Below are 23,182 nucleotides of genomic sequence, written 5' to 3'. Positions count from 1 at the left end.
CGCCGATCTCACGAACCGCTCGGCGCTCGGTTCGCACCGTTCAACGAGGACAGCGGATTAACGCTCTTGCGTTCCCCCCATTTACCCTTCGATATCATTTCCGCATCGAATCCGCAGCTTTTGTGACTCCCCGTCAAGGTTGTTGTGAAGGCGTCCGGCCGGGCCGGCGGGTTCGTCCCCCCCTTGTCCCCCTCGCCCCCAGCCTGGTGAAGTGGGGACCAGCCCAATCGGTCCAGGCCATGTGAAGGAGTACGTTGTGGCCCCGGAAACCCCTGGTCGCGAGACCCAGGAGACCCTGTCGAACCTGCTGCGTGAGACGCGGCGCTTCGAGCCCCCGGCGGAGTTGGCCTCGGCCGCGAACGTCACGGCGGAGGCCTATGAGGAGGCGGCGTCCGACCGTCTCGCCTTCTGGGAGCGGGCGGCCGAGCGGCTCGACTGGGGACGGCGCTGGGACACCACCCTCGAGTGGACCCCGCCCTTCGCCAAGTGGTTCGTCGGCGGCACGCTGAACGTCGCGCAGAACTGCGTCGACCGCCACGTCGAGGCGGGGCGCGGCGACAAGGTCGCCTACCACTGGGAGGGCGAGCCCGAGGGCGACACCCGCACCCTGACCTACGCCGACCTGCTGCGTGAGGTGAGCAAGGCCGCCAACGCGCTGACCGAGCTCGGCGTCGGCAAGGGCGACCGAGTCGCGATCTACATGCCCATGATCCCCGAGCTGCCGATCGCCATGCTGGCCTGCGCCCGCATCGGCGCCATCCACTCGGTGGTGTTCGGCGGCTTCTCCGCGAGCGCGCTGAGCGGCCGCATCAAGGACGCCGACGCCAAGCTCGTCATCACGGCGGACGGCGGCTACCGCAGGGGAGCGCCCAGCGCGCTCAAGCCGACGGTGGACGAGGCCGTCGCCGAGTGCCCCGGCATCGAGCACGTCCTCGTGGTGCGCAGGACCGGCCAGGAGGTGGAGCAGACCGCCAAGGACGTCTGGTGGCACGACGTGGTCGACCGGCAGAGCGACCGGCACGACCCCGTGCAGCACGACGCCGAAGACCCGCTGTACATCCTGTACACCAGCGGCACGACCGGTAAGCCCAAGGGCATCCTGCACACCACCGGCGGCTACCTCACCCAGACGGCCTGGACCCACAGCGCCGTCTTCGACCTGAAGCCGGAGACCGACGTCTACTGGTGCACGGCCGACATCGGCTGGGTCACCGGCCACTCGTACATCGTGTACGGCCCGCTCGCCAACGGCGCCACCAGCGTCATCTACGAGGGCACGCCCGACACCCCGCACAAGGGCCGGTTCTGGGAGATCGTGCAGAAGTACGGCGTCACGATCCTCTACACCGCCCCCACCGCGATCCGTACGTTCATGAAGTGGGGCGACGACATCCCCGCGAAGCACGACATGTCCACGCTGCGGGTGCTGGGGTCGGTCGGCGAGCCGATCAACCCCGAGGCGTACGTCTGGTACCGCGAGCACATCGGCGGCAACCGGTGCCCGGTTGTGGACACCTGGTGGCAGACCGAGACGGGCGCCATCATGATCAGCCCGCTGCCCGGCGTGACGGCCGCCAAGCCGGGCGCGGCCATGCGCCCGCTCCCCGGCATCGTGGCCGACGTCGTCGACGACCTCGGCGAGTCGGTGCCCGACGGCGGCGGCGGCTTCCTGGTCGTCCGCGAGCCGTGGCCGTCGATGCTGCGCGGCATCTGGGGCGACGACAAGCGCTACGCCGACACCTACTGGTCGCGCTTCGAGGGCATGTACTTCCCCGGGGACGGCGCCAAGCGCGACTCCGACGGCGACCTGTGGCTGCTCGGGCGGGTCGACGACGTCATGCTGGTGTCCGGGCACAACATCTCCACCACGGAGGTGGAGTCGGCGCTGGTGTCGCACCCGAAGGTCGCCGAGGCGGCGGTCGTGGGCGCCACCGACCCGATCACCGGGCAGGCCATCGTGGCGTTCGTCATCCTGCGCGGCAGCGCCGTCGACGGCGCGGAGGTCGCCCAGGAGCTGCGGGCCCACGTGTCCAAGGCGCTCGGCCCGATCGCCAAGCCCCGGCAGATCCTGGTCGTGCCCGAGCTGCCCAAGACCCGATCCGGCAAGATCATGCGCCGCCTGCTGCGCGACGTCGCGGAGAACCGCAGCATCGGCGACGTCACCACGCTGGCCGACAGCTCGGTGATGAGCCTGATCTCCGAGAAGCTGCCCTCGGCCAAGAGCGAGGACTGACGCCCTGACGCCGCCCGGCCGGGCACGGACGGCCGTCACCTGAGCGGCCGAGCGGCGCGCGGCGGCGCGCACCGGCGCGGATCCGCAAGACGGGTCCGCGCCGGTCGCGTCCCAAGCCCGGCGGGAGCCGTCCGGAAGAGGTTCGCGAGGCAACCGTGACATCGGGAGTGCCCGCCATGACGGCGTCGCCGTGGTAGTGGTGGGCTGGGGCGGCGGTGTCTTGGAGCGTCCAGCGGGGAGGCGCGCCGTTGATCACTGCCAAGCTGGATAGTGTGTCCCGAAATCCTGATAGGAGAGCAGACATGGCCGGTCCGCCCGAGGAGGAATCGCTCGGCGCCCTCGTCGCCGAGGCGAGCCAACACATTTCCACCCTTGTCCGCTCGGAGATCGAGCTGGCGAAGTCCGAGCTCAAGTTCGACGCGAAACGGGTGGGCACGGCGGCCGGGCTGTTCGGAGTCGCCGCGTTCATGCTCCACCTGTGCCTGATCCTCGGGTCGTTCGCGATCGCCTACGGCCTGGTGCAGCTCGGCATGATGACGTGGCTGGCCTTCACCATCGTGACCGTGTTCTACCTGCTCGTCGCGGGTCTGCTCGCGTTCATCGGCTACCGCCGCCTCAAGGGGCTCACGGGGATGAAGCGCACCACCCGGAGCCTGAAGAACCTGGCCAAGCCGGAGGAGACCCCCGTCCTGCGGCCGGCGCGCCGCGAGCCCACCGCGGGCGAGATCGGCGGGCACCGCGTGCCGGTCGTCACCGACGCGACGGGCGACGGCTCCGCGCACAGGCGCCCGACCTCCGGACCGTGAGCCCGGCCATGAGCGCGCGTCCCGACGAGTCGCTGACCCGGATCTCCGGGCCCTGGACGCACCGCTCGGTCCACGCCGGCAACGGCATGTTCCATGTGGTGGAGGCGGGGGACGGGCCGCTGGTGCTGCTGCTGCACGGGTTCCCCCAGTTCTGGTGGACGTGGCGCCGGCAGCTCCGGTCGCTGCCCGCCGCCGGGTACCGCGTCGTGGCGCCCGACCTGCGCGGGTACGGGGCCAGCGACAAGCCGCCGCGGGGCTACGACCTGCCCACGCTCGCGGGCGACATGGCGGGGCTGATCCGGGCGCTCGGCGAGACGTGCGCGGTCGTGGTGGGCCACGACTGGGGCGGCCTGGTGGGCTGGACGATGGGGGCGCTGGACCCGAAGACCGTGCGCCGCCTGGTCACCGTCTCGGCGCCGCACCCGCTCCGGATGCGCCAGGCCATGCTCACCGAGCCGATGGGCCAGCTCAGGGCCAGCGGCCACCTCCTCGGTTACCAGCTCCCCCTGGTGCCGGAGCGGCGGCTCACCGCCGACGGCGCCGCGCGCGTCGGCGCCCTGCTGGACGCCTGGTCGGGGCCGGGCTGGCCCGACGAGGAGGTCTCGCGCACCTACCGTGACGCCTTCCGCATCCCGACCGTGGCCCACTGCGCGCTGGAGTACCACCGCTGGTTCGTCCGCTCCCAGATGCGGCCCGACGGGCTGCGCTACCGCAGGCTCATGCGCACCGAGATCGAGATGCCGACGCTGCAGATGCACGGGGCTCTCGACACCTGCACGCTGCCGCGCACCGCGCAGGGCTCCAGCAGGTACGTCGCGGCGCCGTACCGCTGGCGGCTGATCGAGGGCGCGGGGCACTACCCGCACGAGGAGTGCGCCGACCAGTTCGACGCCGAGCTGCTCGGGTGGCTCGGCGACCCGGAGCCCGACCGTTGAGCAGAGACCGGGATCCCGCCGGGCGTCCGCGCAACGCCCGCCCCCGCGACGCGCTCGGGCGTCCGCTGCCCAAGGGCGTGCCCGGTGTCGAACGTGTGCCCGACGACTACGCGCCCGGCGCCGACGAGGCCGTCGCCGTGGCCGCGCGCTACCTGGCCGAGGGGCGCCCGTTCCACGCCCACGAGGTGCTGGAGGCCCGCTGGAAGACCGGGCCGGAGCGCGAGCGCGACCTGTGGCAGGGCCTGGCACAGATCTGCGTCGGCCTGACCCACCTGCAACGGGGCAACGGCCGGGGGGCGTCCGCCCTGCTCACACGGGGCGCCGACCGGCTCGTGCGGTTCGGCTCGCCCCCGGCGCCCGGTGCGCCCGGTGCGCCCGGGGTCGACCTCGCGGAGGCGGTCCGCGTGGCCAGAGACGTCGCGGGCCACCCGGAGCGGGACGCCGCCGGCGCGATCGCCCGCCTGGCGGGCGCGTTCCGCCCCTGACGGCCGGTGCGCTAGTCGCAGTCCTGCGTGTCGACGCGGGCGATGGCCCCGCTGCCGTCGTCGGCGTCGGGACGCACCTCCGACGCGGTGAGCGCGAAGCCGGTCTCCTCCTGGTCGGTCGCCGCCGCGAAGATGACGCCGTACACCTGGCCGCTGGGCGTCAGCAGCGGGCCGCCGGAGTTGCCGGCCTGCACGAGCCCGCGGATCGAGTAGACCTCGCGTGTGACGGTCTTGCGGGAGTAGATGTCGGCGGCCTTGGCGTTCTGCTTCAGCCGGATCCTCGCGGGTTTGATCGTGAAGCCCTTGCCTTTGGGGAACCCGGCGATGATCGCGTCGTCCTGCCCTTCGGCGGTGTAGTCGAACTTCAGCGGCGCGACCTCCAGGTCGGGCACGTACAGCACCGCGATGTCGCGGTCGGGGTTGTAGAGCACCACCTGGGCGTCGTGACCCACGCGGTTCTCGTCGGTGACGCGGAGATCCTGGGTGACGCCCGCGACGACGTGGGCGTTGGTCATGATGCGGTGCGGGGCGAAGACGAAGCCCGTGCCCTCGATGCGCTTGCGGCAGGCCGGGGCAGTGCCCTGGATCTTGACGATCGCCTTGCGCGCCCGCTGCATCGCGGGCCCCTTGGCCACGCTGGCGTCCGGCGGCGGCACGTCGACGAACTGGCCGCCGCCGATGGCGCTGAACACCTGGGGGAACTCCGAGGTGTCCACGAACTCCTTGAACGACAGCCGCCAGTCCTTGGCGCGGTCGGGCATGGCGGCGTCGACGGTCTGCAGCACCAGCGACCCGTTGGTCTGCTGGCGCAGCCACGGGAACGGGGCGACCGAGAGCAGCGACCCGATCAGCCAGGCGATGATCAGCACGGACAGCGCGCTGGTGAAGGTGCCGCCGAGCGCGTCCACCGTGCGGGCGGGCTCCCAGGTGATGTGGCTGCGCACGACGGCGCCGATCGTCGAGGAGGCGAACTGCCCCACGACGGCGGCGAGGAAGACGATCACGATGGCGAGCAGCGCCTGCTCGGTCGCGCCGCTGACGACGGCGTGGGCGATGGGCGGCGCGATGAGCACTCCCAGGAAGCCTCCCCCGACGAAGCCGAGGAAGCTGAAAGCACCGATGATGAACCCCTGCCGGTAACCCGATACGGCAAAGGCGATCACTAGCGCAATCAGGATGAAATCGAGGAGATCGCCGCTCACGCTTCAACGGTATCCATCGCGGCCTCGGGGCGTGCACCCGTTGGCGCCATCTCGTCGCGGCGGGGCCGCGAGCCGGCGGGGCGCCGCGGGGCCGCCAGGGGTTCTACCTGCCGCAACGCCGGCCGGTCAGCGACGGGCCAGCCGGATGACGTCCGGGGGAAGGTCTTCCTCGGGGGCGTCGTCCCAGGAGGTCCCGAACCCCGTGGCGGCGAGCACGCCGTCGAGCACGCCCGCGGTGAAGCCCCAGACGAGCATCCCGCGCACCCGGAACGCCGGGGAGGACGAACCGCCGGGAAACCGCAGGAGCAGGCGGTTGCCCGGGTCGCACAGCTCGGCGATCGGCACGCGCGCCACCGCGTCGACCTCGTCGGGCGAGGCCGCGTGCACGGTGCTCGGCGTGTGCCACCAGCCGAGGACGGGGGTGACCCGGTTGTGGCTGCGCCAGACGTACAGCTCGGGCAGCGTGCCGACGACGCGCACGCCCCGGGGGTCGAGGCCGGTCTCCTCCTGTGCCTCACGCAGCGCCGCCCCCACCGGGCCGCCGTCCCCGGCGTCGACGCCGCCGCCGGGGAACGCGGGCTGGCCGGCGTGGTTGCGCCCCTTGGCGCTGCGCTGGATGAGCAGGATGTCGGGCCCCTGGGGCGACTCGCCGAAGAGCAGCAGGACCGCCGCGGCACGCCCGCCGTCCGCCGGCGGCCTCAGCAGGCTCGGCACGGGGTGATCGGCGGCGTTGGCCGCGAGGTCGCTCAGCCAGCCGGGTACGGGAGCGGTCATGCACACCTCCTGGGGGCTGCAACATCGGCGGGCGTCCCGCTGCTTCCCGCCCGCGCGGCCGATTACACCCCGGACGCGGACGACCACCGCGGTGTCAGGAGGGCGGGCCCGTGCGGACGAGCTTGGCGGCCACGGCCGGATCGGTCGGGCCCTCGCCGTACGACGGGCACAGGGCGGCGAGCGGGCACACCCCGCACGCCGGCTTGCGGGCATGGCACCTGCGGCGGCCGTGCCAGATCAGGTAGTGCGACAGCAGCGTCCACCCGCTCTTGGGGATGAGCTCCCCGACGGCGTGCTCGATCTTGACGGGGTCGGTCTCGTCCGTCCACCCGAACCGGTGCACCAGGCGCTGGAAGTGGGTGTCCACGGTGATCCCGGGAACGTCGAAGGCGTTGCCGAGCACCACGTTGGCGGTCTTCCTGCCCACGCCCGGGAGCGTGACCATCTCCTCCAGCGTCCCGGGCACCTCGCCACCGAACCGGTCGCGCAACGCCGCCGACAGCCCCATGATCGACTTGGTCTTCGCCCGGAAGAACCCCGTCGACTTGATGATCTCCTCGACGTCTGCCGGGTCGGCCGCCGCCAGATCCTCAGGAGTCGGATACTTGGCGAACAGGTGTGGAGTGACCATGTTCACCCGCACATCGGTCGTCTGCGCCGACATCACCGTGGCGATCAACAACTCGAACGCGTTGGTGAAGTCCAGCTCACAGTGCGCGTCGGGATAGGTCTCCGCCAAGATCCGCGTCATCTTGCGAGCCCGCCGCACCAACCCGATCCGCGTCTCGTTCCGAAACCGCTTCGCCCTTCCCGGGGTCACCTGCATCGCCATACGCGCCAGCGTACGGCCTGCCCAACCTCGACCGGCCGCGAAGAGCGCGGGAAGGACTCCGGCCGCCCGCCACCGGCGACCTCGCGGGGGCAGCCGGTGACGTGTCGTCCGAGCATCTCGCATCTGGGTTCCATCCCCGGATGTGCGTTCCGCCGCCTCCCTCGGCGAAGCCGAACAGAGACGCCTGCGAGCCGAGATCGACGCCACGCACGGCTGACGACGACAGAACCTTCCCCGGGAGCGCGGTCTGGTCTTATGGTGCTCTTCGACCGGGAGACCCGAGACGACCGAAGGGGTGGGCCGTGCGCCCGCGTTCCCTGTTTCCGGGGGAGCCTGAGCAGATAGGCGACTACCGGCTGAGCGGCGTGCTCGGCGAGGGCGGCCAGGGGGTGGTCTACCTCGGTCAGGCGCCGTCGGGGGCGCGCGTCGCCGTCAAGGTGCTGCACGCCAGGGCGGCGGCCGATCCCGAGAGCCGACGGCGGTTCCTGCGCGAGGCGGACACCGCGCGCCGGGTCGCCCCGTTCTGCACCGCCCGGGTGCTCGACGCTGGGACGGTCGACGGCCGGCCCTACGTCGTGAGCGAGTACATCCCCGGGCCCACGCTGGCCGAGGCCGTCGCCGCCGAAGGGCCGCGCACCGGGAGCGGCCTGCAGCGGCTGGCCGTCACCACGCTGACGGCGCTGGCCGCGATCCACCGGGCGGGCATCGTGCACCGCGACGTCAAGCCGGGCAACGTCGTGCTCGGGCCCGAGGGGCCCGTGGTCATCGACTTCGGCATCGCCCGGCCGCTCGACCAGGCCGCCACCACCTCAGGAGTGGTCGGCACCCCCGCGTACATCTCTCCCGAGCAGCTCGCGGGGCGGCCGCCGAGGACCGAGTCGGACGTCTTCTCCTGGGCCTGCACGATGGTCTTCGCCGCGACCGGGCGCCTGGCCTTCTCCGGCGCGACGATCCCCGCCCTGCTGCTCTCCGTCTCCTCCGGCGAGCCCGACCTGGCCGGAGTGCCCGCCGAGCTCCTGCCGTTCCTGGCCGCCTGCCTGCGCAAGGACCCCTCCGAACGTCCCACCGCTCTCGACCTGCTGCGTGACCTCACCGGCCAGGAGGCGCAGACTGTCGCGGGCGGCGAGGTCACGGACACCCGCCCGGCGAGGGATCTCGCCGTCCCCGGAACCTCGGCGCCCGCCGAGCGTGTCGCGACGGACGGGGCCACGAAGACGGGCGCAGGCGGCACGGAAGCGGACGGGGCCGGCACCAAGACGCGCGGGGCCCGGCGGCGGTGGCTGCTCGGCGCGGCCACCGCCCTGACCGGGCTGGCGGTCACCGCCGTGATCCTGGTGACGCAGTACGTGACGGGCGGCGCGGGGCCGGCCCGCGCGGCCGGCGCGCTGCTGTTCCAGGACGATTTCAGCGAGCGTGGCGCCTGGGACGGCTACCGCTTCACTCCGGGCGGCCAGGGAGACCAGCGCGTCACCCACGGATACGAGATCGAGCGCGGCGTCTTCACCATGCTCGCCGACGCGGCCGATCCGAACGGCGTGGCGCTGTCCCCCGTGCCGGCCAAGACGCCCGCCACGCCGTCGGACTCCGGGACGAACGTGATCGTCGGCGCGACGGCGGAGATCCGTCAGGTGTCCTCCCAGACCGGCGCGTTCGGCCTTCTCTGCCGCTGGAACGAGGACGTCCCCAACGGGTACATGTTCCTGCTTCGCCTCGACGGCGGCGCCCGGATCATCCGCGTCGCCCAGGGCACCCCCACGGACCTCGCGGCCCCGGCCCAGGCCGGGCAGCGGATCGACGCCGGGCAGAAGCTGCGCGTGCAGGCCGGATGTCGCTCGGAGGGCACCGGAACCCGCCTCACCCTGTGGGTGGACGGCGACCGGCGGCTCGACCTCACCGACAGCAGCCCCCCGCCCGCCGGCCCGCCCAGCCAGGCCGGCCTGGCCATCCGGTCGGCCGAGTCGGACGGCGGCGCCGTGACGGTGTCGTTCGACGACTTCACCGTGCACCGCGCTCGCTGATCCCGCTCCGGCGCGTAGGCGCCCGCACGTGTACCGGCGGGGATGCAAGGCGTCGACAAAGCACCGTCAGGCGGCTTGCAAGGCCCTAGGCCTATCACTGGAGGACACCCAGACGAGGAGCCTCCCATGAGCCACCGTTCGCCGATCTGTCACTCCCGGCAGCCGTTGACCGACGGCGCCATGTCCCGCCCCCGGCGGGCCGCCGCCGTGATGGCCGGGGCCCTGCTGCTCGGCCTGGCCGGCGTCGTGTCGCAGGGCTCACCGGCCGCCGCCGCGGCCGATCCGCTGAAGGGCGCCGGCACCTGCGCGAACATCGACACCGTCTACCGCCCCAGGACGGCGTTCCCCGCCACCTCCCAGGGACTCGCCGCCTACATGAAGCAGCGGCTCGCCATCGAGCCGGCCGTTCTCTGCCTCGTCAACGCCGAACGCGCCGCGGTCGGCGCGTCGCCTCTGAAGAGGTACCTCACTCTGGGCAAGGGAGGGCCGCCCACCCTGGGCACCGCCGCCGCCGGGCACGCCGCCGAGGCCGTCAGGCTGCGCTGGTGGGGAGCCGTGGCGCCGGGCAAGAACTGCCGCCCCACCAAGCATGACGCCACCCAGTGCGACCCGCACGTCAACCCGGAGACCGGCTCCACCCCGCTGAGCCGGGCGCAGGCCGCGGGCTACGGCCGTCGCTGCACCTCGTACTCGGTCGCCGAGAACGCCTACGTGGGGTGGGGCGCCGCGCAGGTCACGCCCCGGGCGGCCGTCACCTGGTGGATGGGGAGCAAGCCCCACCGTGAGGCCATTCTCAACCCGTCCTTCGCCGAGCTGTACACCCGCGCCGCCCTGGGCAGCGCCGACCCGGCCGCCGGGTCCACCACGCCGGCCGTGACCTACGTCCAGATGTTCGGACGCTGCGTCTGACGCCGGTTCCGGGCGGGCGGCCTCCCGTTCGGCTTCGGCATAGTCAGCCGGAGTTACGGCTTTGGTAAAAAGTACGGGAATAACCAGATTGCCCCTTTTGTCCGTACACTGCGCTGAGAGGATGGTGGCGACCAGCGGCTCCGGCGGGGTGGTGGAGTCGGGCTCGTGGCCGGTGCCACGGTAGGTTTCCCGCGAGGATTCCGGGTATGCGCCAGGCCCGGCGGACCGCAGTGAGGCGGGTTCCTCGGGGGCCGCTTCGCGGGGCACGGAGCAAGGCTGACGCGGACGCCCGGGCTCCCTCGGACCCGCTTGGTGCGGTACGTCACAATATTGAGCAGCGAGCGCAAACCCCAGGCGCGGCGCGGGGTCGCTCGGGTGCGACCCCTTGAGCGAGGAGGCACCGTGAACACCGACGATGTGCTGGGAAAGGCCCCGTTGTTCTCCGCGCTCGACCGGGAGAGCGCCGCCGCGCTCCGCACGGGGATCTCCGAGGTGGAGCTCCACAAGGGGCAGACGCTCTTCAGCGAGGGCGAGACCGGAGACCGGCTGTACGTCGTCCTGGACGGCAAGATCAAGCTGATCCGCACCGCCCCGGACGGCCGCGAGAACCTGCTCAGCGTGCTGGGGCCGGGCGAGATGTTCGGCGAGCTGTCGCTGTTCGACCCCCGGCCGCGCACGGCCAGCGCCATCGCGCTGACCGACGTGCGCCTGGCCGGGTTAGGCCACGACGACCTGCGCCCCTGGCTGACCGGCCGCCCCGAGGTGGCCCTGCACCTGCTGCGGGCGCTCGCCCAGCGGCTGCGCCGCACCAACGACGTCATGGCCGACCTGGTGTTCACCGACGTGCCCGGCCGCGTGGGCAAGGCGCTGCTCGACCTCGCCGAGCGCTTCGGGCAGCGCACCGAAGACGGCCTGCGCGTCCACCACGACCTCACCCAGGAGGAGCTGGCCCAGTACGTCGGCGCCTCACGCGAGACCGTGAACAAGGCGCTGGCCGACTTCGCCCAGCGCGGCTGGCTGCGCATCGAGGCCAAGGCGGTGGTCATCATGGACGCCGACCGCCTGCAGGCACGCTCCCGGTGACGCCCCGCTAGAGCGAGTCGAGGTAGGCGAGCTGCGCGCGCACCGACATCTCGGCCGCCGGCTTCAGCTCCTCGGCGATGCCCTCGTAGACCGCCTCCACGATCGCGGCGGGGTCGCGGGCGCCGTCGCGCCGGGCCCGCCTGATCTGGTCGAGCCGCTCGCGGCGATGGGCGATGTAGGCGTCCAGCGCCCCGGCGGGGTCGGCGAGCACCGGGCCGTGGCCCGGCAGCAGCGCACGCGCCTGCACGATCTCGGCGCTCGCCCGCAGACGGTCGAGGCTGCGCAGGTAGTCGGCCAGGTCGCCGTCGGGGGCGATCACCGTGGTGCCGCGGCCGAGGACGGTGTCGCCGGTGAGCAGGGCGGCGTCGCCGGGCAGCCAGAAGCACAGGGAGTCGAACGAGTGGCCCGGCGTGCCGACCACCCGGACCTCCACGCCGCCGGCGGTCACGACGTCGCCGTCGGCCAAACCCTCCTCGCCCAGCACGTGGCGCGGGTCGAGCGCGCGCACGGGCGCGCGGACCAGCTCGGCGAACCGCTTGGCGCCGGCGCTGTGGTCGGGGTGCCCGTGCGTCAGCAGGATCGCCTCGACCGCACGGCCCGCCAGGTGGCCTGCCACCCGCCGCAGGTGGCCCTCGTCGTCGGGGCCGGGGTCCACCACGAGCGCAGAGGAAGATCCGGGCTCGGCGACCACCCAGGTGTTGGTGCCGTCGAGCGTCATCGCCGACGGGTTGGGCGCCAGCAGCGCGACCGCGCACGTCGTCCCCGAGCCGTCCGGGCCGCCGATGGGTATGCGAAGGCCGCTCATGGCATCCGGTAGTCCTCGTCGGGGATGACCAGCCGCATCTCGCCGTCCACCTCGGCGATGCGGGGCTTGAAGGTGACGATCTCCCGGGGGCCGGTCAGCACGGCACTCACATCGTCATACTGCGCCATCTCGGTCAGCGTGCGGAACGTGGGGGGCATCAGGAAGATCTGCCTCTTCGCCGCCTGGCCGAGCGCCTCCTCCGGCCGCAGCCACGCGACCTGGTCGGCCTCCCCGCCGACGTCGCGGGTGCGCTGACCGGGCGGCAGGGCCGCCACGAAGAACCTGGTGTCGAACCTCCTGCGCTCGACGTCGGGCGTGATCCAGTGGGCCCACGGCCGTAACAGGTCGGACCGCAGGACCAGGCCCCGCTTGTTCAGGAACTCCGCCAGCGACAGGCTGCGGTCGATCAGCGCCTCGCGGTCGGCCTCCCAGTCGGCGGCGGTGGTGTCGGCGACGACCGTCTCGGCGCCGGGCCCGGCCAGCAGGACGCCGGACTCCTCGAACGTCTCGCGCACCGCCGCGCACACCAGGCCCCGGGCGGTGTCGGTGTCGGCGCCGAAGATCCTGCCCCACGTCTCGGGGGCCGGGCCGGCCCAGGCGACCGCCTGGTCGGCGTCCCGCCGGTCGACCCCGCCGCCCGGGAAGACGTACGCGCCCGCCGCGAACGCCATGCTCGTCTTGCGCCTGATCATGTAGACCTCGACGCCGCCTGCCCGGCCGCCCTCGGGGGCTCGCAGCAGCACCACCGTGGCGGCGTCCCTGGCGGGCACGGGGGTCACGGCCCCGGCGATGATGGCGCGGGCGCGTTCACCGAGCTCCCCGGGCAGGGGGATGCCGTTCATGCAACCTCCACGGTCCAGCCGGCGCTAGCTCGGCCGGACCATGGTGTCACGGATCAGCGGACCTCTGCGATGAGCTCGACCTCGACGGGGGCGTCCATCGGCAGCACCGGCACGCCGATGGCGCTGCGCGCGTGGCGGCCGGCGTCCCCGAGGACGTCGCCGAGCAGCTCGCTGGCCCCGTTGATGACCTGCGCCTGGCCGGTGAACGTCGGGACGCTCGCCACGAACCCGACCACCTTCACGATGCGCACGATCTGCGACAGCCCGCCCGCGGCGGCCGCGACCGCCGCCAGCGCGTTCAGCCCGCAGACGCGCGCCAGCTCCTTGGCCTGGTCGGGGTCGACCTCCCCGCCCACCTTGCCGGTGACCTCCAGCTTGCCGTCGACGAACGGGATCTGGCCGGAGGTGTAGACGAGGTTCCCCGTGCGCAGGGCCGGCACGTACGCCGCCAGCGGCGGGACGACCTCGGGCAGCGTGAGGCCGAGCTGCGCGAGCCGCTCCTCGGGGGTGACGGGGACGCTCATGCCTTCTCCCGCTTCATGTAGGCGACGAGCTGCTCGGGGTTCGGGCCCGGGATGACCGCGACGAGCTCCCAGCCGTCCTGGCCCCAGTTGTCGAGGATCTGCTTGGTGGCGTGGGTCAGCAAAGGAACGGTGGCGTATTCGAAGCGCTTCATGGTGGAACTGTAGACGGACGGACCGCCTCCGGACGGCACCCCCGCCCCACAGGCACCTGCGGCCCCGCCCGTTGCGTGACGCCCCACCGCGGCCGCCAAGGGTTGCCCAAGGTGGCGGGCACCGGGAATCGCGATGTGACCGTTGGGTAGCCTTCCAAGCGTGAGCGCTCGTGACACCGATTGGGACGGCGTACGACTTCACGTCGTCACCGGCAAGGGCGGCACCGGGAAGACCACGGTGGCCGCCGCCCTCGCCCTGGCCCTGGCCGCGGGCGGCCGGAAGGTGCTGCTCGTGGAGGTCGAGGGCCGTCAGGGCATCGCCCAGGTCTTCGACATCCCGCCTCTGCCGTACGAGGAGCGCAGGATCGCCGTCGCGCCCGGGGGCGGTGAGTTGCACGCGCTCGCCATCGACCCCGAAGAGGCCATGCTCGAGTACATCGAGATGTTCTACGGGCTGAAGCGGGCCGGCAAGGCCCTCACCAAGCTCGGCGTCATGGACTTCGCGACCACCATCGCCCCGGGCCTGCGCGACGTGCTGGTGACCGGCAAGACCAGCGAGGCCGTGCGGCGCCGCGACAAGGCAGGCAGGCGCGTGTACGACGCCGTGGTCATGGACGCCCCGCCCACCGGCCGCATCACCAAGTTCCTCAACGTCACCTCCGAGGTGGCCGGGCTGGCCCGCATCGGCCCCGTGCGCAACCACGCCGACCTCGTGCGCGGCGTGGTCGCCTCCCCGGAGACGGCCGTGCACTTCGTCACACTCCTGGAGGAGATGCCGGTCCAGGAGACGCTGGACGGCATCACGAGCCTGCGCGCCGCCCAGCTTCCGGTCGGCGGCGTCTTCGTCAACATGGTGCGGCCGGAGCTGTTGCCCGAGGCCGCGCTCGACGCGGCCGCCGACGGCGACTTCGACGCCGCCGAGCTGGCGCTCGGCCTCAAGGCGGCGGGCCTCGCCGACGGCCCGGCCGACGCGTCCCCCATCGCCGACTCCCTGGCCGAGGAGATCGCCGAGCACGCCGTGCGCACGCGGCTGGAGCGACGCGAGAAGGAGACGCTGGCCGAGGCCGGCGCCCCGCGCTACGAGCTGCCGTTGCTGGCCGACGGCGCCGACCTCGCGGGCCTGTACGAGCTGGCGCGATCCATCCGTTCCCAGGGAGCAGCGTGACACCTCAAACGGGCGAGGCCCCCCGCAGGATCTCCCCCTTCCTCGACGTCGACGCCCTGCTGGACGACCGCGACACCCGCATCGTGGTGTGCTGCGGCTCGGGCGGCGTGGGCAAGACCACGACGGCGGCGGCCCTCGGGCTGCGCGCGGCCGAACGCGGCCGGCGGGTGGTGGTGCTCACCGTCGACCCCGCCCGGCGCCTCGCGCAGTCGATGGGGCTCACCGAGCTGGACAACACCCCGCGGCCGGTCACCGGCACGGACGGGCCCGGCGAGCTGCACGCGATGATGCTCGACATGAAGCGCACGTTCGACGAGATCATCGAGGCGCACGCCGATCCCGAGCGAGCCCGGCAGATCCTGACGAACCCCTTCTACCAGTCGCTGTCGTCCAGCTTCTCCGGCACGCAGGAGTACATGGCCATGGAGAAGCTCGGCCAGCTCCGGCGGTCGGACGAGTGGGATCTGATCATCGTCGACACCCCTCCGAGCAGGTCGGCGCTCGACTTCCTCGACGCCCCGGAACGGCTCGGCCGGTTCCTGGACGGCCGCCTGATCAGGATCTTGATGGCCCCGGCCAAGGCGGGCGGGCGCAGCGCGTTCAAGCTTCTCAACGCCGGGTTCGGCCTGGTGGCGGGCGCGATGACGAAGATCCTCGGGGCGCAGTTCCTCAAGGACATCCAGATGTTCGTCTCGGCGCTGGACGCCGTGTTCGGCGGGTTCCGGCAACGAGCCGAGCAGACGTACCGGCTGCTGCAGGCGCCCGGCACCGCCTTCCTCGTCGTCGCGGCGCCCGAACGGGACGCCATGCGCGAGGCCTCGTACTTCGTGGAGCGGCTCGCCGATGAGCGCATGCCCCTGGCCGGCCTGGTGGTGAACCGCGTGCACCATTCGCTCGCCCCGACCCTCTCGGCCGCCCGGAGCGCCGCGGCCGCCGAGGATCTGGAGTCACGTGGTGAGCACGAGCTCACGGCCGCCGTGCTGCGGCTGCACGCCGGCCGTATGCAGCTCGCCGCGCGCGAGCATCGGGAACAGGAGCACTTCGCGTCGGCCCACCCCACTGTCCCGATCGCGCAGGTGCTCGCGATGCCGGAGGACGTTCACGACCTGGCGGGTCTGCGCAGGGTCGGCGAACTCCTCACGGCGTGACACCCGGCGGCCGGCGCCCCGGGTGTCGTGTATCGATTCGGCGACGTCGTCGGCTTGACGACGCCGGTGACGGCGTCGGCTGAGCCGGTGGTGACGTCCATGACCATGCCTCTGACGCAGACGAGGGGCTGAAGCTCCAGCCCCTCCGCGTCACGGCGCAGGCGGCAGGCGGCTCGCGCCTCCGCCCTCGCCTCAGCCGGCGATCAGCTCGTTGGTCCGTTCGTACTCTTCCTTCGCCAGCTCCAGCAGGTCGCGCCAGGAGGTGACATCGGGGCGGCGCCTGAGCAGCGCCCTCCGCTCGCGTTCGGTCATTCCGCCCCAGACCCCGAACTCGATGCGATTGTCCAACGCGTCCGCAAGGCACTCCGTACGGACCGGGCACCCTCGGCAGATCAACTTCGCCCTGTTCTGGGCGGCACCCTGCACGAACAACGCGTCAGGATCCGCACCTCGACAGGCGGCACGGGAGGTCCAATCCGTGATCCACATCTCGACCCCACTCCCCTATAGGTGGTCAGTCGTCACTAGGCGGCCGACGGGCGCGGGCGTCGAGCCTCCTTTATTCAGTTGCCGCAGAGGAGAACGTACGCAACCAGACGATGGGACCGACAGACCCCGGGCGGGTCAATTTCCCACATGGTCATGTCAGGCCATGTGGCCGGGAATGACTAGTCCTCCCCTCCTCCGGTCGGGGACGGGTCAATGCGAAATGGACTTTGAGTACCTATTGAGTCAGTCACTCGGCATACTCTGGGACACGTGCAAGGTGAAGGTAAAGGACTCGGGTCGATCATCATCAACCTCGTGCGGCTCATCGCGGCCGCCACGGCGGCTGGAGTGCTCGCGGCCGCCCTCGCTTTGCCCGCCGTCGGCGGGGCCGGAGTAGGCGTCAAGAGCGCCACCGACGTGCTCAACCTCAAGCCCGAAGATCTCCAGGAAGATCCTCTTCCGGAGAAGACGGAGATCCTCGACGCCAAGGGCAAACAGATCGCCCAGTTCTACTTCCAGAACCGCGAATCGGTGAAGCTGGACAAGGTGGCGCCGATCATGCGTGAGGCGATCATCGCCATCGAGGACTTCCGTTTCTACGAGCACGGAGCCCTCGACCTCGAGGGGTCCGTCCGCGCGCTGATGAAGAACTTCCAGTCCGGCGCGGTCTCGCAGGGTGGTTCCTCGATCACGCAGCAGTACGTCAAGCAGGTGCTGCTGAACCAGGCGGAGACCAAAGAGGAGCAGCTGGCCGCGATCGCGCCCACGGTCTCCCGCAAGCTCAACGAGCTCCGCTACGCCATGGCGGTCGAGGACAAGTACACCAAGGACGAGATCCTGGAGCGCTACCTCAACATCGCCTACTTCGGGGCCAGCGCGTACGGCATCCAGGCCGCGTCCAAGCGGTTCTTCGACAAGCCGGCCTCCAAGCTCACCCTTGAGCAGGCGGCCACGCTGGCGGGCGCCGTCCAGAACCCCAACGCGACCGACCCGAACCTCGGCAAGAAGAGCCGCGCCGCTCTGCTCATGCGCCGCAACACCGTCCTCGACCGCATGGCCGAGTTGAAGAAGATCACGCCGCAGCAGGCCGCGGAGGCCAAGACCAAGAAGCTGGTCTACAAGGACATCCCCATCCCCGGCGGCTGCGAGGCGAGCGCGTACCCGTACTACTGCCTCTACGTGCAGCAGGAGATCCTCAACGACAAGCAGTTCGGCAAGACCGAGAAGGCCCGCCGCGAGTTCCTGACCCGGGGCGGCCTGGTCATCAAGACCACGCTCGACACCAAGATGCAGAAGGCGGCCGACAAGGCCATCAAGAAGTGGGTCCACACCTCCGACAAGCCGGTCGCGGCCCAGGCCCTCGTCGAGCCCGGCACCGGCGCCATCAAGGCCATGGCCGCCAGCCGCAAGTTCGGCGCCAGCAAGAAGAAGAACGAGTCCAACTACAACCTGGTGGCCGACGGCGCGCACGGCGGCGGAGCAGGCTTCCAGGCGGGGTCGACCTTCAAGGTGTTCACGCTGGTCACCGCCCTCAAGGAGGGCATGAAGCTGAACGACGGCATCAACGCCGGCGGCAGCTACACGGCCGGCGGTTACGGCGACTTCAAGGACTGCAAGGGCAGGGCCGTCGGCGACCCGACGCACACCGTCAACAACACCGAGGGCGGCGGCGGGTTCGAGACCCTGCAGACCGGCACCTGGAGGTCGGTGAACACCTTCTTCGTCAGGCTGACGCAGCGGGTCGGGCTCTGCGACGTCGTCGAGACCGCCAAGGAGCTCGGCATCAAGCGGGCCGACGGCCAGAGGCTCAAGGAGGTCGAGACCTTCACGCTGGGCGTCAACGAGATGGACCCGATCACCGTGGCCAGCTCCTTCGCGACCCTCGGCGCCCGCGGCAAGTACTGCGCGCCGATGGCGATCACCCAGATCACCGACCGGGACGGCAAGGTCGACAAGTTCAAGCCCGAGTGCAAGCAGGTCATCGACGAGGGCGTCGCGGACGCCGCCAGCAGCATCCTGTCCGGCGTCTTCACCAAGGGCACGATGTCGGGCGTCGGCGGCATCGGCCGCGACGCCGCGGGCAAGACCGGCACCACCGACGGCTCCATGACCGCCTGGTTCGCCGGTTACACCCCCGACCTCGCCAGCGCCGTCAGCCTCGGCGACCCGCGCGGCTCCTACACCCACCCGCTGCGCAACGTGCGCATCGGCGGCAGGTACTACGGCGAGGTCTTCGGCGCCACCATCTCGGGCCAGATCTGGAAGGCCACGATGATCGAAGCCCTCAAGGGCATCTCCGCGTCGTCCTTCAGCTCCCCCGACATGAGCCGCTTCGGCGGCTGCAGCACCTCCTGCGCCCCCAAGCCCCCCAAGGAGGACGAGGACCGCGGCAACGACGGAGAGGCCTACCGCGTCCCCGAAGACCGCACCGCGGCCCCGAACGACAACACCGGCGTAGACCAGAACCCCCTGGTCCCCGAACCCGGCACCGAGTGACCTGAGCACCGTGCCCTCCCCGCCAACGGGGAGGGCACGCTCATGTCCGAATGTCGCACGGTCGCGGCGATGCACCCATCGGAGGCCGGGACGACGCGCACCCGCACGGCGAACCCGGCGCCGCGCGCGGCGACCAGCCCAGCGGCCCGCAGACCGCGAACGGCACCCGGGTTGGGGGGCAGCCGGGTTGGGGGGCAGCCGGGTTGGGGGGCAGCCGGGTTGGGGGGCAGCCGGGTGTGGAGGGGTCAGCCGGCCAGGCGGGCGCGGACGGCCTGGGCGACCCTGCCGCCCTCGGCGCGGCCGGCGACCTTGGGGTTGAGGACCTTCATGACCTGGCCCATCGCCTTGGGGCCCTCGGCGCCGCTCTCGGTGATCGCCTCCTGGACCAACGCGTCCAGCTCCTCGTCGCTGAGCTGCGCCGGGAGGTACTCCTCCAGCACGGCCTGCTCGTCCAGCTCGGCCCGCGCCTGCTCTGCCCGCCCGGCGCCGGCGAACGCCTCCGACGCCTCGCGGCGCTTCTTGGCCTCCCGAGTCAGCACCTTGACGATCTCGTCGTCCGAGAGCTGGCGCGCCGCCTTCCCGGCGACCTCCTCGGTGCTGACGGCGGCCAGGGCCATGCGGATCGTGCGCGTACGGATCTCGTCCCGCGCCTTCATGGCGGTGGTGAGGTCGGCCTTCAGCGTGTCCTTCAAAGAACTCATGACCACCATCTTGCCGTGCTCGCCCCTCCAGCATGATGAATGAGGCACCATCGCGCCCCCTCGGGCATGATGAACAGGTGAGGAAAGCTGCCGCGATACCCCTGTCCCTGCTCGGCCTCGGCGTCGCCGGCCTCGGCTACGCCTCGGTGATCGAGCGCAACTGGTTCCGTCTGCGCCGGTTCGACGTGCCGGTCCTCGCGCCCGGGCAGCGGCCGGTCCGCATCCTGCACCTGTCCGACCTCCACCTCACCCCGCGCCGCACCCGCCTGATCAACTGGGTCCGCTCGCTCGACGAGCTCAACCCCGATCTCGTGGTGAACACCGGCGACACGATCTCCCACCCCGACGCGGTCCCGGCGTACCTGCACGCCGTCGAGCCGCTCCTGTCCCGCCCGGGCCTGTTCGTCTACGGGTCGAACGACCTGTACGCCCCCCAGCCCAAGAACCCGGCCCGCTACCTCCTGGGCCCGTCCTCCAAGGACAAGAGCCAGCACATCCCCAACCTCCCCTGGACGGAGCTGGGCGCCGGCATGACCGCCGCCGGCTGGCACGACATGAACAACGCCACCGCCCGCGTCAAGGTCGGCGATCTCGACGTCTTCGTCGGCGGCATCCACGACTCCCACATCAACCGAGACCGCTACGACGAGATCGCGGCCCCGGCCCCCGCCGAGGCCGATCTCCGGCTGGGCGTCATGCACTCCCCCGAGCCCCGAAACATGACCCGCTTCGCCCAGGACGGCTACCAGCTCCTCCTGGCGGGCCACACCCACGGCGGCCAGCTCTGCGTCCCCTTCTACGGCGCCCTGGTCACCAACTGCGGCATAGACAAGCCGAGGGTCAAGGGCCTGCACCGCCACGAGAGCGCCTGGCTCCACGTCTCAGCGGGCCTGGGCACCTCCCCCATGGCCCCCGCCCGCTTCTCCTGCCCCCCCGAGGCGACCCTCCTCACCCTCGTCCCCCGCCGCCCCAAGCGCCCCTGACCCACCCCCGCCGCCCACCCGCCGACCCCACTCGGCCACCCCGCCACCCCCGTCCTCACAGCGGATCCCCGGCCCCCTCGGGGTGACGCGAGTACCGCCAAAGTCCGCTAGACTCATGCGAGCACAAGCAAACGCGCCTGTGCACCGGGGTGTAGCGCAGCTTGGCAGCGCGCTTCGTTCGGGACGAAGAGGCCGTGGGTTCAAATCCCGCCACCCCGACCCAGAAGTACCAGCTCAGAGGCCGGTTCCGATCTTCGGACCCGGCCTTTCGCTTTGGCTGAGCGACCAACTGGGTCACTACCGCCGTCCGGCCCACCGGGCGCTTCGCCAATGATCCGGTCACCGCCGACAGCGGAGGGCAACCCCCGGGGCGTGGTGAACGGCACGGTGGTGTTCGACGTCCCAGGGTTCAGTTTCGGGGATTTCGCGCCCTCACCGTAGGGCGCGCCGGATTCTGCTCGCGACCGGTCAGCCCGCCGAGACGGCCCGCGGGGCGCCCAGGCCGTTCTCTTCACGTCTACGCGGAGGCGTGCTCTGTGTTCCGCGTGAACTAGGCGGGCTCGGCTTTGTGCCGAGCCCGCCTACTTCAGTTCCTCGTGGTCCTGGTCGTGTGCCGTGATGACCGCTCTCGCTTCGGCATGCGCCTTCGTCGTGAGCGTCAGGGACGGCTGAGTCAGACCGGTTTCAGGTGGTCAGCGCTGGAGGGTGAGCAGTCCGGGGCGGTAGGGCAGCAGGCCGTAGTCGCCGCCGGAGCTGGGGCTGCGGCCCTGGTAGAGCAGCTGCAGGTTGCAGGGGTTGATGGTCATGGTCTGGTCGGCGCTGGTGCGCAGCAGCTCACCGTGGCTGATGTCGTTGGTCCAGGTGGCACCGCTGTTGACCTTGCCGGCGAACGGGTTGCTCTCGGTGGCGGCCTGCGGGGTCCACGAGCCGCCGAGGCTGGTGGCGGTGAAGGAGCGGAAGTAGCGGCCCTGCGAGCCGATCGCCTCCACGAGCATGAGGTAGCGGTTCTCGTTCTGCAGCTTGTAGACCTGCACGGCCTCGAACAGGTTGTTCGTGGTGTCGGTCATGATCGTGGTGTAGTTGGAGCCGAAGTTGCCGGGGAAGTTCCCGATCGGCATGCTGGCCCGGTAGATCCGGCCGTTGTCCCCGGCGAAGAACAGGTACATGTTCTGGCTGTCGCCGATGAGCGCCTGGTCGATGGGCCCGGTGTTGGAGTTGGAGATGTTGCCGGTGAACAGGGGCTGCTCCGCCGACCAGCCGTTCGGGTTGACCGGGTCGTTCGACGTGCGGTAGGAGAACTTGGAGCTGCCCCACTGGTAGGCCAGCACCCAGATGTTCCTGGGGGCGAAGTAGAACAGCGTGGGCGCCACGGTGGAGGTGTTCATCGCGTTCTGGCTGGCCGAGCCCATCTGCGAGTAGTTGGAGAACAGGCTGAAGTTCATCGAACCCCACCTGGTGCCCGTGTCGTGCGTGGTCGCGTAGACCAGCTGCTGACCGTTGTACGGGGCCACGGTGAAGTCCTTGAGCGAGACCCAGCCCGACCTCGGCTGAGCCAGCGCGCCCGTCGAGCTCCACCGGTACGTCGACGGAAGGGGACACGTGGCCGTCGGCGTCGGTGTCGGTGTCGGGGTGACGGTGGGTGTGACCGTCGGGGTGACCGTCGGGGTGACGGTCGGCGTCTGGGTGGGCTCACCGGGGTCGCCGGTGCAGGCCACGCCGTTCAGGGAGAAGGACGTGGGTGCGGGGTTGCTGCCGTTCCAGGAGCCGTTGAAGCCGAAGCTGATGCTGCCGCCGGACGGGATGGCGGCGTTGTAGGAGACGTTGGTGGCGGTCACCGCTGAGCCGGACTGGGTGTGGGTGGCGTTCCAGATCTGGGAGATCTGCTGTCCGGCGCCGAAGGACCAGGTCAGCCGCCAGCCGTTGACCGCGTCACCGAGGTTGTTGATGGTGACGTTGGCGCCGAAGCCGCCCTGCCAGCTTGAGCTGACGGCGTAGTCGACCCGGCAGGCCACGGCGGCCTGCGCGGTGGGGGCGGTCAGCAGCGCGACGGCCGTGGTCAGCAGGACCGGGATCGTACCGATCACAAGGCCTCGGCGTACGGCCCGGCGGGGCGACGCCGTCGAGGTGACGGAGGCGGGACGGGGCGTCCTTCGCCAAGGTAGACGCATCTGTACTCTCCTCATCCTTCCGCCGCCGTCAGGAGCTGCCGCAGGTCGCGGTCGGGGTGGCGGCGCTGCCGTTCGCGGTGAAGCCGAACGTCGTGGAGCCGCCCGCGGGGACGGAGCTGTTGTAGGGGGCGTTGCGCACCGTCACGCTGGAACCGGACACGGTGTGCTCGCCGTTCCACAGACTGGCGATCGTCTGCCCGCTCGGCCAGGTCCAGCGCACCGTCCACCCGTTGAGGGACGAGCTGCCCGCGCGCACGGTCACCGTGGTCTGGAAGCCGCCCGGCCAGGAGTTCGTGGTGCTCAGCGTCGCCGAACACGTCCCGGGCTCCGGCGTGGGCGTCACGGTCGGCGTCACGGTGGGCGTCACGGTGGGGGTGACCGTCGGGGTCGCCGTGGGGCTCGGGCTGGGGGTGGCGGCGTTGAGGGCGTTCA

The 23,182-nt window shown here is 71.4% G+C and carries 22 protein-coding genes and 1 tRNA gene; 12 read left to right on the top strand and 11 right to left on the bottom strand.

Annotation, left to right across the window (positions count from 1 at the left end; translation table 11 throughout):
• Nucleotides 1-256 precede the first annotated feature (256 nt).
• From acs to PYR91_RS14900, 4 genes are all read left to right on the top strand, one after another.
• Entirely contained in the window at nucleotides 257-2,233 is a 1,977-nt protein-coding gene (acs, locus tag PYR91_RS14915) for an acetate--CoA ligase (protein WP_279780400.1), read from the top strand.
• A gap of 302 nt (nucleotides 2,234-2,535) precedes the next feature.
• A complete protein-coding gene (locus tag PYR91_RS14910) occupies nucleotides 2,536-3,039 on the top strand; it encodes a phage holin family protein (protein ID WP_279780399.1) in 504 nt (167 codons plus the stop codon).
• An 8-nt stretch (nucleotides 3,040-3,047) separates the two neighbouring features.
• A complete protein-coding gene (locus PYR91_RS14905) occupies nucleotides 3,048-3,974 on the top strand; it encodes an alpha/beta hydrolase (RefSeq protein ID WP_279780398.1) in 927 nt (308 codons plus the stop codon).
• Nucleotides 3,971-4,459, top strand: a complete 489-nt coding sequence (locus PYR91_RS14900) for a DUF309 domain-containing protein (protein ID WP_279780397.1) — start codon at nucleotides 3,971-3,973, stop codon at nucleotides 4,457-4,459. The genes PYR91_RS14905 and PYR91_RS14900 overlap by 4 nt, the downstream gene beginning before the upstream one ends.
• A gap of 11 nt (nucleotides 4,460-4,470) precedes the next feature.
• On the opposite strand, the gene PYR91_RS14895 is transcribed toward PYR91_RS14900, so the two are convergent.
• The 3 genes from PYR91_RS14895 to nth form a co-directional block, all read right to left on the bottom strand.
• The gene (locus tag PYR91_RS14895) at nucleotides 4,471-5,661 is read right to left on the bottom strand and encodes a MarP family serine protease (RefSeq protein ID WP_279780396.1); all 1,191 of its coding nucleotides are present in this window, start codon (nucleotides 5,659-5,661) and stop codon (nucleotides 4,471-4,473) included.
• A 126-nt stretch (nucleotides 5,662-5,787) separates the two neighbouring features.
• A complete protein-coding gene (locus tag PYR91_RS14890; protein WP_279780395.1) occupies nucleotides 5,788-6,435 on the bottom strand; it encodes a CoA pyrophosphatase in 648 nt (215 codons plus the stop codon).
• Nucleotides 6,436-6,529: 94 nt separating this feature from the next.
• Nucleotides 6,530-7,261, bottom strand: a complete 732-nt coding sequence (gene nth, locus PYR91_RS14885; protein ID WP_279780766.1) for an endonuclease III — start codon at nucleotides 7,259-7,261, stop codon at nucleotides 6,530-6,532.
• Nucleotides 7,262-7,569: 308 nt separating this feature from the next.
• Between nth and PYR91_RS14880 the strand changes: the two genes are divergently transcribed.
• The 3 genes from PYR91_RS14880 to PYR91_RS14865 all read left to right on the top strand — a co-directional run bounded on the left by PYR91_RS14880 (nucleotide 7,570) and on the right by PYR91_RS14865 (nucleotide 11,277).
• The gene (locus tag PYR91_RS14880; RefSeq protein ID WP_279780394.1) at nucleotides 7,570-9,285 is read left to right on the top strand and encodes a serine/threonine-protein kinase; all 1,716 of its coding nucleotides are present in this window, start codon (nucleotides 7,570-7,572) and stop codon (nucleotides 9,283-9,285) included.
• A gap of 126 nt (nucleotides 9,286-9,411) precedes the next feature.
• Complete coding sequence (locus PYR91_RS14875) at nucleotides 9,412-10,194, top strand: hypothetical protein (protein ID WP_279780393.1); 783 nt, start codon at nucleotides 9,412-9,414, stop codon at nucleotides 10,192-10,194.
• 402 nt (nucleotides 10,195-10,596) lie between these two features.
• On the top strand, nucleotides 10,597-11,277 hold the full coding sequence (locus PYR91_RS14865; RefSeq protein ID WP_279780392.1) for a Crp/Fnr family transcriptional regulator: 681 nt from the start codon (nucleotides 10,597-10,599) through the stop codon (nucleotides 11,275-11,277).
• Nucleotides 11,278-11,284: 7 nt separating this feature from the next.
• Here the strand turns inward: PYR91_RS14865 and PYR91_RS14860 are convergent, their stop codons facing one another.
• From PYR91_RS14860 to PYR91_RS14845, 4 genes are read right to left on the bottom strand one after another with little or no spacing between them, the layout of a single operon-like run.
• On the bottom strand, nucleotides 11,285-12,082 hold the full coding sequence (locus tag PYR91_RS14860; RefSeq protein WP_279780391.1) for an MBL fold metallo-hydrolase: 798 nt from the start codon (nucleotides 12,080-12,082) through the stop codon (nucleotides 11,285-11,287).
• A complete protein-coding gene (locus tag PYR91_RS14855; protein ID WP_279780390.1) occupies nucleotides 12,079-12,924 on the bottom strand; it encodes an NUDIX hydrolase in 846 nt (281 codons plus the stop codon). The genes PYR91_RS14860 and PYR91_RS14855 overlap by 4 nt, the downstream gene beginning before the upstream one ends.
• Before the next feature lie 53 nt (nucleotides 12,925-12,977).
• Nucleotides 12,978-13,448 carry a RidA family protein gene (locus tag PYR91_RS14850; RefSeq protein ID WP_279780389.1) on the bottom strand — a complete coding sequence of 157 codons (471 nt, stop codon included), beginning with the start codon at nucleotides 13,446-13,448 and terminating at the stop codon, nucleotides 12,978-12,980.
• Nucleotides 13,445-13,600, bottom strand: a complete 156-nt coding sequence (locus PYR91_RS14845; RefSeq protein ID WP_279780388.1) for a DUF4177 domain-containing protein — start codon at nucleotides 13,598-13,600, stop codon at nucleotides 13,445-13,447. Before PYR91_RS14845 ends, PYR91_RS14850 begins: the two co-directional genes overlap by 4 nt.
• A 160-nt stretch (nucleotides 13,601-13,760) precedes the next feature.
• Between PYR91_RS14845 and PYR91_RS14840 the strand changes: the two genes are divergently transcribed.
• A complete protein-coding gene (locus tag PYR91_RS14840) occupies nucleotides 13,761-14,765 on the top strand; it encodes an ArsA-related P-loop ATPase (protein ID WP_279780387.1) in 1,005 nt (334 codons plus the stop codon).
• On the top strand, nucleotides 14,762-15,913 hold the full coding sequence (locus PYR91_RS14835) for an ArsA family ATPase (RefSeq protein ID WP_279780386.1): 1,152 nt from the start codon (nucleotides 14,762-14,764) through the stop codon (nucleotides 15,911-15,913). The genes PYR91_RS14840 and PYR91_RS14835 overlap by 4 nt, the downstream gene beginning before the upstream one ends.
• 192 nt (nucleotides 15,914-16,105) lie before the next feature.
• Here the strand turns inward: PYR91_RS14835 and PYR91_RS14830 are convergent, their stop codons facing one another.
• Entirely contained in the window at nucleotides 16,106-16,402 is a 297-nt protein-coding gene (locus PYR91_RS14830) for a WhiB family transcriptional regulator (protein WP_184978494.1), read from the bottom strand.
• A gap of 270 nt (nucleotides 16,403-16,672) precedes the next feature.
• On the opposite strand from PYR91_RS14830, the gene PYR91_RS14825 reads away from it, so the two are divergent.
• Entirely contained in the window at nucleotides 16,673-18,898 is a 2,226-nt protein-coding gene (locus PYR91_RS14825) for a transglycosylase domain-containing protein (RefSeq protein WP_279780385.1), read from the top strand.
• A 245-nt stretch (nucleotides 18,899-19,143) separates the two neighbouring features.
• Here PYR91_RS14825 and PYR91_RS14820 read toward each other — a convergent pair whose 3' ends face one another.
• Entirely contained in the window at nucleotides 19,144-19,599 is a 456-nt protein-coding gene (locus PYR91_RS14820) for a GatB/YqeY domain-containing protein (RefSeq protein WP_279780384.1), read from the bottom strand.
• Between the two features lie 77 nt (nucleotides 19,600-19,676).
• On the opposite strand from PYR91_RS14820, the gene PYR91_RS14815 reads away from it, so the two are divergent.
• Both PYR91_RS14815 and PYR91_RS14810 read left to right on the top strand, forming a co-directional pair.
• Nucleotides 19,677-20,582 carry a metallophosphoesterase gene (locus PYR91_RS14815; protein ID WP_279780383.1) on the top strand — a complete coding sequence of 302 codons (906 nt, stop codon included), beginning with the start codon at nucleotides 19,677-19,679 and terminating at the stop codon, nucleotides 20,580-20,582.
• A gap of 145 nt (nucleotides 20,583-20,727) precedes the next feature.
• A tRNA-Pro gene (locus PYR91_RS14810) sits at nucleotides 20,728-20,801 on the top strand.
• Nucleotides 20,802-21,274: 473 nt separating this feature from the next.
• On the opposite strand, the gene PYR91_RS14805 is transcribed toward PYR91_RS14810, so the two are convergent.
• The gene (locus tag PYR91_RS14805; protein WP_279780382.1) at nucleotides 21,275-22,666 is read right to left on the bottom strand and encodes a non-reducing end alpha-L-arabinofuranosidase family hydrolase; all 1,392 of its coding nucleotides are present in this window, start codon (nucleotides 22,664-22,666) and stop codon (nucleotides 21,275-21,277) included.
• A 112-nt stretch (nucleotides 22,667-22,778) separates the two neighbouring features.
• Nucleotides 22,779-23,006 carry a cellulose binding domain-containing protein gene (locus PYR91_RS14800; protein WP_279780764.1) on the bottom strand — a complete coding sequence of 76 codons (228 nt, stop codon included), beginning with the start codon at nucleotides 23,004-23,006 and terminating at the stop codon, nucleotides 22,779-22,781.
• Nucleotides 23,007-23,182: the final 176 nt, after the last annotated feature.

Origin of the sequence: Sphaerisporangium sp. TRM90804 (assembly GCF_029846175.1) — a bacterium.
Taxonomy (GTDB): domain Bacteria; phylum Actinomycetota; class Actinomycetes; order Streptosporangiales; family Streptosporangiaceae; genus Sphaerisporangium.
This window is presented reverse-complemented; position numbering and strand designations above follow the sequence as displayed.

Coding starts and splice junctions, on each gene's coding strand:
- PYR91_RS14875 (WP_279780393.1), top strand. CDS start 9,412: ATGAGCCACCGTTCGCCGATCTGTCACTCCCGGCAGCCGTTGACCGAC.
- PYR91_RS14850 (WP_279780389.1), bottom strand. CDS start 13,448: ATGAGCGTCCCCGTCACCCCCGAGGAGCGGCTCGCGCAGCTCGGCCTC.
- PYR91_RS14905 (WP_279780398.1), top strand. CDS start 3,048: ATGAGCGCGCGTCCCGACGAGTCGCTGACCCGGATCTCCGGGCCCTGG.
- nth (WP_279780766.1), bottom strand. CDS start 7,261: ATGCAGGTGACCCCGGGAAGGGCGAAGCGGTTTCGGAACGAGACGCGG.
- PYR91_RS14820 (WP_279780384.1), bottom strand. CDS start 19,599: ATGAGTTCTTTGAAGGACACGCTGAAGGCCGACCTCACCACCGCCATG.
- PYR91_RS14830 (WP_184978494.1), bottom strand. CDS start 16,402: ATGTGGATCACGGATTGGACCTCCCGTGCCGCCTGTCGAGGTGCGGAT.
- PYR91_RS14890 (WP_279780395.1), bottom strand. CDS start 6,435: ATGACCGCTCCCGTACCCGGCTGGCTGAGCGACCTCGCGGCCAACGCC.
- PYR91_RS14845 (WP_279780388.1), bottom strand. CDS start 13,600: ATGAAGCGCTTCGAATACGCCACCGTTCCTTTGCTGACCCACGCCACC.
- PYR91_RS14910 (WP_279780399.1), top strand. CDS start 2,536: ATGGCCGGTCCGCCCGAGGAGGAATCGCTCGGCGCCCTCGTCGCCGAG.
- PYR91_RS14855 (WP_279780390.1), bottom strand. CDS start 12,924: ATGAACGGCATCCCCCTGCCCGGGGAGCTCGGTGAACGCGCCCGCGCC.
- PYR91_RS14860 (WP_279780391.1), bottom strand. CDS start 12,082: ATGAGCGGCCTTCGCATACCCATCGGCGGCCCGGACGGCTCGGGGACG.